Source organism: Burkholderia latens (assembly GCF_001718795.1).
In the GTDB taxonomy this organism is placed as follows: domain Bacteria; phylum Pseudomonadota; class Gammaproteobacteria; order Burkholderiales; family Burkholderiaceae; genus Burkholderia; species Burkholderia latens_A.
In genome coordinates, this window is record NZ_CP013438.1 from 1910256 (window position 1) to 1924904 (window position 14649).

Annotated in this window: 14 protein-coding genes; 11 read left to right on the forward strand and 3 right to left on the reverse strand. The window is 66.9% G+C overall.

Annotated elements, in window-relative coordinates; genetic code table 11:
* Positions 1-80 precede the first annotated feature (80 nt).
* The 3 genes from WK25_RS27765 (at position 81) to WK25_RS27775 (ending at position 3454) form a co-directional block, all read left to right on the forward strand.
* Complete coding sequence (locus WK25_RS27765; RefSeq protein ID WP_069243301.1) at positions 81-1850, forward strand: ATP-binding protein; 1770 nt, start codon at positions 81-83, stop codon at positions 1848-1850.
* Positions 1851-2028: 178 nt separating this feature from the next.
* Entirely contained in the window at positions 2029-2460 is a 432-nt protein-coding gene (locus WK25_RS27770; RefSeq protein ID WP_040138632.1) for a YciI family protein, read from the forward strand.
* Positions 2461-2605: 145 nt separating this feature from the next.
* Entirely contained in the window at positions 2606-3454 is an 849-nt protein-coding gene (locus WK25_RS27775; RefSeq protein ID WP_174554705.1) for an alpha/beta hydrolase, read from the forward strand.
* A 270-nt stretch (positions 3455-3724) separates the two neighbouring features.
* Here WK25_RS27775 and WK25_RS27780 read toward each other — a convergent pair whose 3' ends face one another.
* Positions 3725-3955 carry a hypothetical protein gene (locus WK25_RS27780; protein ID WP_040138634.1) on the reverse strand — a complete coding sequence of 77 codons (231 nt, stop codon included), beginning with the start codon at positions 3953-3955 and terminating at the stop codon, positions 3725-3727.
* Between the two features lie 275 nt (positions 3956-4230).
* A complete protein-coding gene (locus WK25_RS27785) occupies positions 4231-5136 on the reverse strand; it encodes a hypothetical protein (RefSeq protein WP_040138635.1) in 906 nt (301 codons plus the stop codon).
* A 78-nt stretch (positions 5137-5214) separates the two neighbouring features.
* Here WK25_RS27785 and WK25_RS27790 point away from each other — a divergent pair, with 78 nt between their 5' ends.
* Together WK25_RS27790 and WK25_RS27800 are read left to right on the forward strand one after the other, a co-directional pair.
* Positions 5215-5553: a helix-turn-helix domain-containing protein gene (locus WK25_RS27790; RefSeq protein ID WP_040138636.1), complete on the forward strand. Its 339-nt coding sequence runs from the start codon at positions 5215-5217 to the stop codon at positions 5551-5553.
* A gap of 599 nt (positions 5554-6152) precedes the next feature.
* On the forward strand, positions 6153-8099 hold the full coding sequence (locus WK25_RS27800) for a Xaa-Pro dipeptidyl-peptidase (protein ID WP_069243303.1): 1947 nt from the start codon (positions 6153-6155) through the stop codon (positions 8097-8099).
* A gap of 333 nt (positions 8100-8432) precedes the next feature.
* Here WK25_RS27800 and WK25_RS27805 read toward each other — a convergent pair whose 3' ends face one another.
* Positions 8433-9362 carry a 2-hydroxyacid dehydrogenase gene (locus WK25_RS27805; RefSeq protein ID WP_069243304.1) on the reverse strand — a complete coding sequence of 310 codons (930 nt, stop codon included), beginning with the start codon at positions 9360-9362 and terminating at the stop codon, positions 8433-8435.
* Between the two features lie 166 nt (positions 9363-9528).
* On the opposite strand from WK25_RS27805, the gene osmF reads away from it, so the two are divergent.
* From osmF to WK25_RS27835, 6 genes are all read left to right on the forward strand, one after another.
* Positions 9529-10452, forward strand: coding sequence for an ABC transporter substrate-binding protein (gene osmF, locus WK25_RS27810; protein ID WP_040138640.1), 924 nt, complete (start codon positions 9529-9531; stop codon positions 10450-10452).
* On the forward strand, positions 10449-11627 hold the full coding sequence (locus tag WK25_RS27815) for an ABC transporter permease (protein ID WP_069243305.1): 1179 nt from the start codon (positions 10449-10451) through the stop codon (positions 11625-11627). Before osmF ends, WK25_RS27815 begins: the two co-directional genes overlap by 4 nt.
* Positions 11624-12562: an ABC transporter ATP-binding protein gene (locus WK25_RS27820; RefSeq protein ID WP_069243306.1), complete on the forward strand. Its 939-nt coding sequence runs from the start codon at positions 11624-11626 to the stop codon at positions 12560-12562. Before WK25_RS27815 ends, WK25_RS27820 begins: the two co-directional genes overlap by 4 nt.
* Positions 12559-13326, forward strand: a complete 768-nt coding sequence (locus WK25_RS27825; RefSeq protein WP_069243307.1) for an ABC transporter permease — start codon at positions 12559-12561, stop codon at positions 13324-13326. The genes WK25_RS27820 and WK25_RS27825 overlap by 4 nt, the downstream gene beginning before the upstream one ends.
* A 32-nt stretch (positions 13327-13358) precedes the next feature.
* The gene (arr, locus tag WK25_RS27830; protein WP_069243308.1) at positions 13359-13754 is read left to right on the forward strand and encodes an NAD(+)--rifampin ADP-ribosyltransferase; all 396 of its coding nucleotides are present in this window, start codon (positions 13359-13361) and stop codon (positions 13752-13754) included.
* Positions 13755-13983: 229 nt separating this feature from the next.
* A complete protein-coding gene (locus WK25_RS27835) occupies positions 13984-14640 on the forward strand; it encodes a lytic transglycosylase domain-containing protein (protein ID WP_069243571.1) in 657 nt (218 codons plus the stop codon).
* Positions 14641-14649: the final 9 nt, after the last annotated feature.

Genomic DNA, 14649 nt, shown 5'->3' on the forward strand with positions numbered 1-14649 from the left:
ATCGATCTGCACTAGAATGAATCGCTTATGCCACTTGCTGCACCGAACCGCGGCCGTCATGTCCTGACTGGAGTGATTCCATGCATGTCGAATTGTTCGCGCAGCACCACGATTGTCCGGGCTGGAAAGGCGAAATGGCGCAGCGCATCGCCGCCTTCGACTGGTCGGCAACCGGGCTCGGGCCGCTCGACCGCTGGCCGGCGAGCCTCGTCGCTGCCGTCCGCACCGTGCTCGCGTCGCCGCTGCCGGTGGTGATGCTGTGGGGCGAGCCGGGCTACATGATCTACAACGACGCGTATGCCGGATTTGCCGGCGGACGCCATCCGTATCTGCTCGGCAAGGCCGTCGAACTCGGCTGGCCCGAGGTCGCCGACTTCAACCGCAACGTGATGCATACCTGCCTCGCGGGCGGCACGCTGTCGTATCGCGACAAGGAACTCGTGCTGCTGCGCAACGGCCGCCCCGAAGACGTATGGATGGACCTGCACTACAGCCCGCTGCCCGATGACGAAGGTGCGCCGGGCGGCGTACTCGCCGTCGTGATCGAGACGACCGAACGCGTGCTCGCCCGGCGCCATCGCGAACAGGCGGAAGCGGCGCTGCAGGCTTCCAACGATGCGCTGCGCCGGCTGACCGAAACGCTCGAACAGCGGGTGGCCGACGCGATCGCGGAGCGCGCGGCGATCGAGGAACAGTTGCGCCATGCGCAGAAGATGGAAGCGATCGGCAGCCTGACCGGCGGCATCGCGCACGACTTCAACAACGTGCTGCAGGTGATCAGCGGCAACCTGCAGATCCTCGCGGTCGAACTCGGCGAGCGCGCGAGCGCGCAGCCGCGGATCGAAAGCGCGAACAACGCGGTGCGGCGCGGCGCGCAGCTCGCATCGCACCTGCTGGCCTTTGCGCGGCGCCAGCCACTGTCGCCGACGGTGCTCAATCCGCGCCAGCTGATCGACGGCATGAACGAGATGCTGCATCGCGCGCTCGGCGAATCCGTACGGATCGTACCGGCGCTCGCGGCCGACGTCGGCAACGTGCTCGCCGATCGGCACCAGCTCGAAAACGCGCTGCTCAATCTTGCGATCAATGCGCGCGACGCGATGCGCGGCGACGGCACGCTGACGATTGCCGCGTACAACGGCGTGGCCCCCGCGCCGGCCGCGGGCGTGCGCCGCGCACCGTTGCCGCCCGGCGACTACGTGACGTTCGAGGTCACCGACACCGGCACCGGCATGACGGCCGACGTGCTGGAGCGCGTGTTCGAACCGTTCTTCACGACCAAGGCGGACGGCGAAGGCACGGGGCTCGGCCTCAGCATGGTGTTCGGCTTCGTCAAGCAAAGCGGCGGTCACACGTCGATCGACAGCACGCCCGGCCAGGGCACCACGGTGCGCCTCACGTTTCCGCGCTGCCACGATACGTACGCCGAGGAGCCGCCCCGTGTGCCGCAGCACGATCCGGTGCGTGGCCGCGAAACCATCCTCGTCGTCGAAGACGATGCCGATGTCAGGCTCACCGTCGTCGACATGCTCGCGCAGCTCGGCTACAAGGTCCTCACCGCATCCGACGGCGAAGCCGCGTTGCGGATGCTCGATAGCGGCACGCCGATCGATCTGCTGTTCACCGACGTAATCATGCCGGGCCGCATCAAGGGCAGCGAGCTCGCGCGCCGTGCCGCGCTGCGCTCGCCGCCGTTGCCCGTGCTGTTCACGTCCGGCTATACGCGCGACGAAATCTTCCATTCCGGGCGGCTCGATCCCGGCGTCATGCTGCTCGGCAAGCCGTACCGCCGCGACGAGCTCGCGGCACGGATCCGCGCGGTGCTCGACGCGCACGTGAAGGCGGCGTAAGCGGCGGGCCGGCCGGCGGGCGCCCCTGCCTGCGCGGCCGGCCCGCCGGCGGTCGAATGATTTTTCTGCGTTCGATGTCGATTCGCGCGATCGTCGCGCGTCGTAGTGTCGTAACCGCCCGTTTTGCCGTCAGCACGGCCGGCAAAGGTTTCCCCTTCCCGTTCAAGGAGTAACGACAATGCGCGTGATGGTGATCGTCAAGGCAACAGCCGCTTCCGAATCGGGGGCGATGCCCGATACCGAACTGCTGGCGGCAATGGGCCGGTACAACGAGGAACTCGTCAAGGCCGGCGTGATGCTTGCCGGCGAAGGGCTGCATCCGAGTTCGCGCGGCAAGCGCGTGCACTTCTCCGGCAAGGAACGGACCGTCATCGACGGCCCGTTCGCCGAGACCAAGGAACTCATCGCCGGCTATTGGCTGTGGCAGGTCAATTCGATGGACGAAGCTGTCGAATGGGTGAAGCGCTGCCCGAACCCGATGCCCACGGAGTCGGACATCGAGATCCGTCCCGTTTTCTCGCCGGAGGATTTCGGCGAGGCTTTCACGCCGGAACTGCAGGAACAGGAAGCACGGCTGCGGGCGGAGATGGAAGGCAAGTCGGGTGGGTAAGGCGGCACCTCGCGGTTTCCTCCCCCGTCACCTGACAACCCCGTAGGATTCGCTGAAATTTGGTTGAAAGGCGCCGTTGCTAGAGTCCTTCGCAGGGTTTTCCCGATGTCCGACTGCCGAACGGAAACGACACATGCGAGGCTCCATGAACCTGTTACGCACGTTCTGGCTATTGTTGCTGCTCGCCGCCGCAGCCCCCGCGCTTGCCTATCAGGCGCGGGTCGTCGCGATTCCAAGCGCGGCAATGAACCAGACGCTGCAGGCGACCGTCGTGCTGCCGGACGCGTACGCGCGCCTGCATCACGGCCCCGAGCGCAGCGTCGAACGCTTTCCGGTCGTCTACCTGCTGCATGGCTCCGGCGGCGACCATACCGACTGGACCGCCAACACCCGGATCGCCGCGCTCGCCGATCGCTATCGCGTCATCCTTGTGATGCCGGATGGCGGCCACGAAAGCTGGTACATCGACAGCCCGTTCGACTCGGGCAGCCGCTATGAAACCTTCGTCGGCGACGAAGTCGTGTCGTACACGGACATGCACTTCAGAACGATCGCGACCAAGGGCGCCCGCGCGATCACCGGGCTCAGCATGGGCGGTTTCGGCGCGCTGCGCATCGCGCTCGATAGGCCGGACACGTTCGGCGCGGTCGGCAGCATCAGCGGCGCGGTCGATCCGCGCTGCTGCGAAGACGAGCCCGGCATCGCCCACGTGTTCGGCGACCCCGTCCGTCATCCGTCGTTCTGGAACCGCAGCGCGATCGTCGAAAACGCACGCGCATTCGTCCGCGCGCATCTGGACCTGATCATCGACTGCGGCCGCGACGACTCGTTCGTCGGCTCGAACCGCACGCTGCACGAGCGGCTCGTCGCGCTCGGCGTGCCGCACGACTATGCGGAACGCCCTGGCGGCCATACGTGGGACTACTGGGCGCATGCGATCCGCTACCAAATGCGTTTCTTCGCGACGTCGTTCCAGCACGGCGGCTACGCATAGCACTCGTCACGCCATAGCGTGCCAACGACTCGCAATTTCATCTGAAAAAGACGCCCCATAACGGCACCGCGCGCGACGCGCTGATCGAAGCGATCAACCGCCTCTCGCTCTACCCGGGCTCGCCGGCTGCCGGTTCCGCATTGCCGATTGCGCCGATGGATGAACGACATGGCCGGCGCGATCATCCGGTGCGCGGACGTGCGGTGCGCCGACTTCGCGCGACGCGACGTGAAAACAAAGCGGAAAACGGAAATCGCCCGCGGCTGAAGTTCAATTCCCGTGCGCCGCGTCGGCGCTCACCACGCGATCGAAGAATTCCTGCGCACGCGCCAATTCGGCGAGCGCACGATCGAGGCGCGACATCGCGCGTGCATATTCGGCCGACGAGATGTCGTCGTCGCCTTCGCCGCGCACGGCGCGAAACGCCTGGTCGACGTTGCGCGTCGCTTCGACGAAGCGTTGTGCAGCCCGGGCTTCCCGCGAACAGACATGAGTCGGCATCGACACTTCTCCCTCAGGTTGCTGTGTGAAGCGAGCCGGCACTCAGTGTGCGTGCAGCGCATGTCGTCGACGTGACCGACGACAGCGGACGTGCCGTCGCACGATCGCCGCGCAGCCCGCTTCGTCGCGATTGTCGCGCCACACTCGTCGATCCGCTACGGCGAGATTGCAACAAATTCTTGCGTATCGAATCGCGCTCGCATTGGCGCGCGTCGCTGCACGGTCGTAACGCTGCACTGCTTCACATCACGCGCCGAACATCGCCGGCACGCACGTCACGCGCGCCCGATGCGCGAATGCGCGAGACCGCCGAACGCGGCCGCGTCGGCGGGCGACAGATCGAACAGATCGCCGGTGAGTTCACCCGGATGCTCGGCCGCGGGCCGGCTGCGCAGCCGAACCGCATGTGCGGGGGCGACATAGGCGGCCGCCGTTTCGATCGGCGGGACGTCGAACAGATCTCGCGTGACGCCGCGCACGGCATCCGTTGGCGACCTGCCCCGCAAACGCGCGACCAGTTCAACGAACCGATCGAAATCGCCGGCGCGCGTCGCCTTGTTTACCTCTGCGAGATCTCGCGCCTTCAGCACGCATGGCTGCGCGAGCCGCACGAAATACGGCGCCTCGAGTTCCACGGACAGCGCGAGCGGATAACTTCTGCCCGTTTGCTCCTTCGCACGCCCGATGCAGTCGACCACGGCCGCGCCTTGCGCGACGCCAAGCGGCTTGCCGGTGCTCACGCTACGCAGATGATCGGGAAATACGCGCAATTGCGTGCCGACCGTCAACGCAGTGGACGATGCGCAAACGAGCGCGTAGTGCTGCTCGCGACGGCGGCCCGACGGCAGCGTGGCGCGGCTCGCGATGAACGTGTGCGGCGGCAGCGGCCGCACCTGGCCGCCGGCGTCGACCCATGCATTCCATAGCAGCGCGTCCTCACGCTTGCGCTCGCCGGCACGCGTGCGCGACGCAACCGGCGAGAACAACGCGAGCAGCGAACCGGTGCGGTGCGCGGCCACCTGCGCACTGCTGCCGAGCGGCTGGCTGATGCCCCACAGAAAACGCCCGCCACCCAGCCGTCGCTCCCATTCCTTGCGGAGCACGACGGTCGGCAGTTCCTCGCCGGACTCGGTACCGATCTTCGTCCAGCAGAACGTGGGAGGGAGGTGTTTCAGTGTCATCAACTTTCTCGGGATACAGCCTCGCCGGTGACAGCAAGCCCATTCAACAACCGTAACTGTATAGGTATAATGCATCGCATGGAAGCCCCGGATCACGATTTTCCTGTTCAAGACCTGTTACGCCGCTTGATGGCGGATACGCGTTCGTCCAGCGAAATAGCGCGGCTTTCCGGGGTCAGTCAACCGACGGTGTCGCGCTTGCGGCTATCGAACGGGCGCCGGCTGCGACGCAGTGCGCCATTCAATAAGCTATGCAATTTCTATGGCGTCGATACCGGCCCGGCACGCCGCCGCTATAACGACCTGCTGCGCGACGCGATCGTCGACGCATGGGACGGCTCCGACGAGCACGGGCGCGCCCTGCTGGTCGTGATTCAGGGATTGAAGGATCTGCAGGCGAAGGCGGATGACGGCTGATGGCGCGCAGGCTTCGATGGCTTGAATCGAACACGAATGCAGGCATCCGCAGAACGGGCGATGGCGAATACGATTCGCGACCGCCCGTTCTGCATTTGCGTCGGGCGTCCGCACCAAAGCAACGGCAAGCGCGCCGCACGCGCGCCGCACGGCCTGCGCGTCCCACTATCGAAACTTTTTTGCCGTCAGTTAAAAAAGTTTGACACGCCGTTTTCCCTGAGATAACTTTTGTGCAAGCTTCCGGAAAGCAAATGCAAACCGGCAAGCCATCACGATGCGCGGCGCGGCCGAAACCGCCGATCCGTTTCCTTCCGCCGCCGCACGCGCGTCGCGTCGTGTGTTTCCGCAGCGCAGCACCGCAGCTCGCATCATCCCCGCCTCGTCGAACGATGTCGTTCCGTTTCATCTGGAAGGATGTGCGGCATGCGCATTTTTGATTCGCAGTCCTGCATGACAGCGGTACGGCGCCGTCGCATTGCGCCGCGGCGCTGTTCTTAGTGCGCAGTTTTGGTCTTCGTTTCATGCAGTAATCGGCCCGGCCCGCAGGGGGCGTCTCGCGGAACGGTCGCATTTACACAAACACAAGAACGAGGTCGGCAATGCAAATTCATGTCAGAGGATCGCGTCGCGCATGGCTACCCGCGCTCGTCGCCGCCGCGACGCTCGCCGCTTGCGGCGGCGATGACGGCGGCAGCGTGGCCGGCGTGTCCGCGCTCGCGCAAAATCAAGGTCAGGCTCAGGATCAACAGGCCGATGGCGCCGCGCAGCGGCGCGTGTCGCCGTCCGGCGTTCCGTATGCGAACCCGGCCAGCGGCGGCCGCTACAAGCCGGTGATCAGCAACGGCCAGGTGCAGCCATCGTTATCGGGCGGCACGATCGAGGAAAACGCGTGGGTCGACACGCCGGTCGATTCCGACGGCGACGGCACGAAAGACCGGATTCACGTTCGCATCGTGCGTCCGTCCGAAACCGCGAACGGCGCCCGCACGCCGGTCATCGTGCTCGCGAGCCCGTACTACGCGGGGCTGGCCGACAGCCCGAACCACGACGTCGACGTCGAACTCGACGGCACGCCGCATCCCGTCGCAACGTCAGCGGCCGCCGGCGGCGCATCCGCACGCGTGATGGCCGCGGCGCCGCAGCTGCGGATACTTCAGCAGCTCGAAGCGGCCGCGGCTGGCCGTTCATGGATCGAAGGCTATTTCATCCCGCGCGGCTTCACGATCGTCTATGCGGATTCCCTGGGCACCGCCGGTTCCGACGGCTGCCCGACGATCCTCACGCGTGACGAATCCGTCGCGATGGCGTCGGTGATTCGCTGGCTCGGCCGCGATGCGACCGCGAAGGACGCGAGCGGCAAGCCCGTCGTCGCGAGCTGGTCGACGGGCCACGTCGGCATGTACGGCGTGTCGTACGACGGCACGCTGCCGAAGATGGTCGCGAGCCTGCGCACGCGCGGGCTCGACGCGATCGTGCCGGTCGCCGGGCTGTCGAACATGTACGGCTACTACCGTTCGGGCGGGCTCGTGCGCGCGCCGGACGGGTACCAAGGCGAGGACGTCGACGTCTACATCAAGGCGCTGCTGACGAATGCGCATCCGGAACGCTGCACGCACCTGGTCGACGAAGCGCTGCAGCAGGAAGACCGCAAGACCGGCGACTACTCGCCGTTCTGGGCAGCGCGCGACATTCCGACCGCGCGCGCGGTCGCGCCTGCGCTGGTCGCGCAAGGGCTGACCGACGACAACGTGCGTGTCGACCAGTCGACGTCGTGGTATCTCGCGATGCGCCGCCAGGGCGTGCCGACACAGCTGTGGCTGCATCGCCTGAAGCATACCGACCCGACCCGCGTGCAGGCGATGGCCGACGCGTGGACTGCCGAGGTGAACCGCTGGTTCACGCGCTATCTGATCGGCGTCGACAACGACGTCGAACGCGATCCGCGCGCGGTGGTCGAGCAGGCGGACGGCACGTTGCTGAAGGAAACCGACTGGGCCGCCCGGCGCGCGACGCCGGTTGCGTACTTCGCGGGCGGCGACGGCGCTGGCACCGGCACGCTGTTGCGCACACCGAGCGGCGGCCCGCTTGCACGCTTCACCGACGACGCGACGATTCCGGCGCTCACGCTGGCGAACGCGACGACGGGCGAGCATCGCAGCCGCTTCGAGACCGCGCCGTTCGCAACCGCGACGCGCCTGGCCGGCACCGCGACAGCGCGCGTGCGACTGACGTTCACCGGTGTCGCGAACGTGACGGCGCTGCTGGTCGACCGCGCACCGGACGGCACGGCGACGATCGTCACACGCGCGTGGACCGATCCGCGCAATCGCGTGTCGGACTGGTTCTCCGAACCGCTGTTGCCGGGGATGCCGTATGACCTGAAGCTGACCTTCATGCCGCGAGACTACACGCTCCAGGCGGGCCACAAGCTCGGCCTCGTCGTGCTGTCGAGCGACAACGAAGCGACGCTGCGGCCGACGCCGGGCACCGGCCTTGCGCTGGATCCAGCGGGAACGTCGGTGACCGTGCCGCTGGTTACGTCCTGAGCGTATTCGACGTGATGCGCGTGCGATCGCAAACGATCGCACGCGTGCGGCGACCGGGTTCGCTTCGCGGCCGCGGCCGCGCACGCATCGGCTCGCGATCCGGCGTCGACCCGGCGCAGCGGCCTGACTACAGAGAAAGTCGTCCGCTATCTGCGATCTGCAGTACCGGCACGGGTCCGCCACTGTCCGGCTGCATGAGGCAAAACGTCGTTTCCCCGGGATGGATGTTCCGGCCGCTGGCTTGCAGCCGCATTGCAGTTTTCTACAGCCTTCGCGCGCCGCTCGAGGAAGAAACGGCTCGTATCCGGTTCGGCAGACGCACATCCGCCCCGCTTACAGCGGCGTAAGCACCGGCTCCCCCGCGAAATGCCGCGCGGCATTGTCGAGAAACTGCTGCACGGAACGATCGAGCGCCTCCGGCGACCAGCCGCCCATGTGCGGCGTCAGCACGACATTGTCGAGGTCCGTCAGCATGCGCGGCGGTTCGGGTTCGCCTTCGTACACGTCGAGCCCCGCGCCCGCGATGCGCCGTTCGCGCAGCGCGTCCGCCAAAGCAGCGGTATCGACAACACTGCCGCGCGACACGTTCACGAGAAAACCGCCGGGGCCCAACGCATCGAGCACCGCGCGGTCGATCAGATGGCGCGTGCCTGCGCCGCCCGGCGTCGCGACGATCAGGAAATCGGCCCATTGCGCGAGCGCGTCCCCCCGGTCGAAATAGCGATACGGCACGGGCTTCACCGTGCGATTGTGATAAGCGATTTCGATATCGAAGCCGGCCGCCCGACGCGCGCATTTCTCGCCGATCTTGCCGAGCCCGACGATGCCGAGCTTCTTGCCCGACACGTTCGGCGGCATCGCGAGCCCGTCGCGCCATACGCCTGCGCGGGTTTTCGCATCGAGCTGCACGACGTTGCGGACGACGGCGAGCAGCAGCGCGAACGCGTGATCGGCGACGCAATCGTCGTTGGTGCCGGCCCCCGTGACCACCGTGACGCCGCGCGCCTTCGCATGCGCGACATCGATGTGCTCGTAGCCCGCCCCGAGCGCGCTGACGAACGTGAGTTGCGGCAGCCGGTCGATCTCGGCGGCAGTCAGGCCCGTGCTGCCGTTGGTGAGCACCGCGCGAATCGTGCTGCCATGTTCGACGACCGCGCGCTCGCGTTCGTCGATGGTGGGCGCGTAGTGCACGTCGTACGACGCGGCAATCCGGCGGTGCGCGTCGCCGCGCAGCGCGATCAGGACCAGCAGCTCGGGCTTCATGTCAGCAAATGTCCGCAGGCGGTAATGCGCTCCAGTGTAACAACGGCGTGTGACGCGCGCCGGTTATCCCCACGCTCGCTGTGGGCGCGCCGCCGCACGCGGTTTGCCAAAGCCGACTCACTCAAGTAACTTTCGGCGTACGTCCGCATTCTGGAGATTGGCCCCGATGAAGCTCGCCCTGCCCGCCCGAATCCTGGGCTTCGCGTTCGCCGCCGCCGTCGTCGCACCCGGCGCCCACGCCGATACTCCCGTCGTCGTGTCGTCGAAGATCGACACCGAAGGCAACCTGCTCGGCAATGTCATCGCGCAGGTGTTGAAGGCGCACGGCGTTCCCGTCACCGAAAAAATCGCGCTCGGCACGACGCCGATTGTGCGCAAGGCGCTCACGAGCGGCGAAATCGACATCTACCCCGAATACACGGGCAACGCCGCGTTCTTCTTCAACAAGGCCGACGATCCCGTGTGGAAGAACGCAACCCAGGGCTACGAGACCGCTAAGAAGCTCGACTATGCGGCGAATCATCTCGTCTGGCTCGCACCGGCGCCTGCGAACAATACGTGGGGCGTGGCCGTGCTCGCGCAGGTCGCGCAATCCCAGCATTTGAAGACTTTCTCCGATCTCGGCAAATGGGTCGCGGGCGGCGGCAAGCTGAAACTCGCGGCATCGGCCGAATTCGTGAACAGCGCATCGGCGCTGCCGTCGTTCGAGAAGGCGTACGGTTTCAAGCTGAAACCCGACCAGCTCGTCGTGCTGTCCGGCGGCGACACGGCCGCGACGATCAAGGCCGCCGCGAATCAAACCGACGGCGTGAATGCGGCGATGGTGTACGGCACCGACGGCGGGATTTCGTCGAGCGGCCTCGCCGTGCTCGACGACGACAAGCACGTGCAGCCCGTCTATGCGCCGACGCCGGTGATTCGCGAAGCCGTGCTGAACGCGCATCCGCAAATCGCCGATTATCTGAAACCGGTGTTCGCGAGCCTCGACCTGAAGACGCTGCAAATGCTGAACGCACGCATCCAGATCAACGGCGAACCGGCCGCCGGCGTCGCGAAGAGCTACCTGAAGTCGAAGGGCTTCGTTAAGTGACGGGACGCGCGATGGCGTCCGCGCGGCGCGTCACGCTCGACAAGGTCGGCATCCTGATCGGTGTGCTGACGATCGCCGCAGTTTCCGCGCTGCCGTTCATCGTGCTGCGGCCGAACCGCATCGCGGCCGGCACCGGGCTGTCGGTGTTCGCCGCGCTGCCCGCGATGCAGGGGGCCGCGCTCGCCGCGCTGTGGATCGCCGGCGCGCTGTGGGCGATGACGGCGAGCCGCCCCGCGTGGCGTCTCGCGGCCGGCTGCACGGGGCTCACGACCCTCGCGTATGCGGTGGGCGCGGCAGCGGCGCACGTCGTCGCGCCCGACGACATGCTCGCGCGCGTGTCGCCTGCGGCCGGCGTGTGGATGCTGCTGTTCGCATGGACAGTGCTCGTCGCCGACGCGCTTGCACGGCTCGCGTTCGGCCCGTGGCGACGCGTCGTCGCGCTCGCCGTCGCGATAGCAGCGATTTCGCTGCCGCTCGCGAGCGGCTGGTGGGACGGGCTGTCGGTGATGCGCGAATACGCGGTGCGCAGCGACGATTTCTGGCGCGAGGCGATCCGGCACGTCTCGCTCGCGGGCGGCTCGGTCGCGGCCGCGCTCGTCGCGGGCCTGCCGCTCGGCATTGCATGCGCGCGGATCGCACCCCTGCGCACCGTCGTGATGCCGGTGCTCAATATCGTGCAGACGATCCCGAGCATCGCGATGTACGGGCTGATGATGGCGCCGCTCGGCCTGCTTGCCGCACACGTGCCGCTCGCGGCCGCGCTCGGTATTCGCGGAATCGGCATCGCACCGGCAGCGCTCGCGCTGTTTCTCTATTCGCTGCTGCCGATCGCGTCGAGCGTCGTGGTCGGCCTCGAACAGGTGCCGCCGCACGTGACCGAAGCGGCGCGCGCAATGGGGATGACGCGAACGCAGCGGCTCGTGCGCGTCGATCTCGCGCTCGCGTTGCCGGTGATCCTGAGCGGCGTGCGCATCGTGCTCGTGCAGAACATAGGGCTGACCGCGGTCGCCGCGCTGATCGGCGGCGGCGGGTTCGGCACTTTCATCTTCCAGGGGATCGGACAAGCGGCCGCCGACCTCGTGCTGCTCGGCGCGATTCCGACCATCGCGCTCGCACTGGCGGCCGCCGTCGTGTTCGAAGCAGCGACCACACTCGCGAAGGGACGCACCGCATGATCGAGATCGAACGCATCGGCAAACGCTTCGGCGATATCGTCGCGGTCGACGACGTGTCGCTGACGATGAAGCAATGCACGATCACCGCACTCGTCGGCGCCTCGGGCAGCGGCAAATCGACGCTGCTGCGGATGATCAATCGGCTCATCGCACCTAGCAGCGGCACGATCCGCATCGACGGCGTCGACACCGCAAGCGTGCCGCCAGAGCAGTTGCGGCGGCGCATCGGCTATGTGATCCAGGGGCATGGCCTGTTTCCGCACTGGAGCGTCGCGCGCAATATCGCGACCGTACCGCGCCTGCTCGGCTGGCCCGCGCAGCGCATCGATGCGCGTGTGCATGAGCTGCTCGAGCTGTTCGACCTCGCCCCTGCCGAGTTCGCGGACAAGCTGCCGCACGAACTGTCCGGCGGACAACAGCAGCGCGTCGGCGTCGCTCGCGCGCTCGCGGCCGAGCCCGCGATGCTGCTGATGGACGAGCCGTTCGGCGCGCTCGACCCGATCATCCGCACCAAGGCCCAGGACGATCTGTACGCATTGCAGCGCCGCCTCGGGATCACGATCGTGATCGTCACGCACGATATCGAGGAAGCATTGAAGCTCGGCGATACCATCGCGGTGATGGACGGCGGTCGGCTGCTGCAGGTTGCGTCACCGGCCGAGATTCTCGGCAAGCCGGCGCCGGGTGTCGTCGAACAGCTCGTCGCCGGTGTCGACCGGCCGCTGCGCCTGCTCGCGCTGACACCGGTCGACGCGGTGGCCGAACCGGGTCACGCCGATGGCGAGCCGATCGCCGCGACGCGCACGCTCCGCGATGCGGTCTCGGAACTGCTGTGGCGCGGCGCCGACGCATTGCCCGTCGACGACGGCAACGGACACGCGGCGCGCCGCATCACGCTCGATGCGATTCGCGCGCATGCGAGGCAGCCCGCATGACGGCGCGGCCAGCGGGTCCGACGCTGCCGCATCGGCTGCCGGCATATGTCGCGCGCGCGGCCGCGCTTGCACTGTTGCTCGTGCTGTTGTTGCGCCCTGCGTGGCTGCAAGGGCTGTTCGCGCCGTTCGCGGACAACGGCGCGCCCGTCATCTACGATCGCGCGAGCCTGCTCGACCTGACGCTCGCGCACCTCGGCACCGTCGCGCTGTCGAGCCTGATCGGCACGCTCGTCGCGGTCGCCGCCGGCATCACGGTCACGCGGCCGGCGGGTGCGGATTTCCTGCCGCTCGCACGCAGCATCGTCGACATCGGCCAGACGTTTCCGCCCGTCGCGGTGCTCGCGCTCGCCGTGCCGGCCGTGGGCTTCGGGCTGAAGCCCGTATTGATCGCGCTCGTACTGTACGGGCTCCTGCCGATTTTCGAGAGCACGATCGCGGGGCTCGAAGACGTGCCGCGCGATGTCGTCGAAGCCGCACGCGGGATGGGGATGAGCGGCTGGCAGCAGTTGGTGTCGGTCGAACTGCCGCTCGCGCTTCCAGTGATCGTGAACGGGATCCGGCTCGCGGTCGTAATCAATCTCGGCACCGCGACGATCGGCTCGACAGTTGCCGCGCGCGGTCTCGGCGACGTGATCATCGCCGGGCTGCAGACGTCGAACACCGCGTTCGTCCTGCAAGGCGGCGTGATCGTCGGGTTGCTCGCCGTGCTGGTCAGCGATGCGATCGGCACGCTCGGGCGAATGATGCGCGCGCGGCGCACGTAGAAGCCGCCGCGAGACTTTACGAAGGAGACGCCATGGCTGTCCTGGACACCGGCCCATTCTTTCACGGCACGAAAGCGAATCTGCGGATCGGCGATCTGCTGACCGCGGGTTTCCGGTCGAATTATCGCGACGAGGTCGTGATGAATCACGTGTATTTCACTGCGCTGCCCAAAGGCGCAGGCCTCGCGGCGGAAATGGCCAAAGGCGACGGTAAGCCACGCGTCTACATCGTCGAACCGACCGGGGAATTCGAAAACGATCCGAACGTGACGGACAAGAAATTCCCGGGCAATCCCACGCGATCGTATCGAAGCGCACGCCCGTTGAAGATCGTCGGCGAACTCGATAGCTGGGAACCGTACGACCCGGAGTTCATCGCGCAACTCAGGAGTCGCATCGAAACCGGCATGGGCGAGATCATCAACTAGCGTCGCGGCTGGCCGCTTCGTCAGCAACGCGCGAACCGCGCGCGGAATGACGCAAGCGAGCCGCATGTGCGTTGTTCGTCCGGACTGCGATGCGTGTGCGTGCAACGGCCGGCGCGCCGACCATTGCGAACGCAACAAGCCTACACGCGGCTTTCATTCGAGCCGGCGCTCGACCGCACGCGTCGATTGGCCGATATACTATGCGCCTTCCATTTCCCCGTACACGACCATGCGACGACGGTTTTTCTGGCTGATCGTGCTTTCGCTCGGCATTGCGCAACAGGCGTCGGCGCAGCAGGCGCCCGCGCTGACTGCGTCCGCGCCCGAAGCGGCCGCATCCGCGGCGTCCGCACCGCTCGCGAACGATCAGCCGAACGAAGAAAACCGCCGCATCACGTCGTACCTCACGAAGAAATTCGGTGTCGCGAAGGAAAAGGCCGCGAAGCTCGCCGATATCGTGAGCGTAACCGCGACGAAATATTCGCTGCCTCCGGCACTCGTTTACGCGATTATCTCGATCGAATCGCGCTTCCAGGAAAAGGCGCGCGGCCAGCACGGCGCGACTGGTCTGATGCAGGTCGTGCCGTCGGCGCACCGCGGCATGCTGCGGGACGTGAAGGACCTGACCGAGCCGAATGCGAACGTCGAAGCCGGCTCGCGGATCCTGTCGGGCTACGTGAAGGCGGCCGGCGGCAACGTGCAGGCTGGGCTGAAGAGCTATGGCGGATCCAATGCGTATGCGGCGAAGGTGATGCAGCGCGTGGACGCGTTCCGGTTCGTGCTCGAACCGGAAGACGGCGCGAACGCGGCAAGCGACGGGAAGGCGCGCATGGTGCCGGTCAGCGATCCGTCCGGCGTGTCGGCCGGAGGTCGCAACGTGAAGTAAGCAACGCGC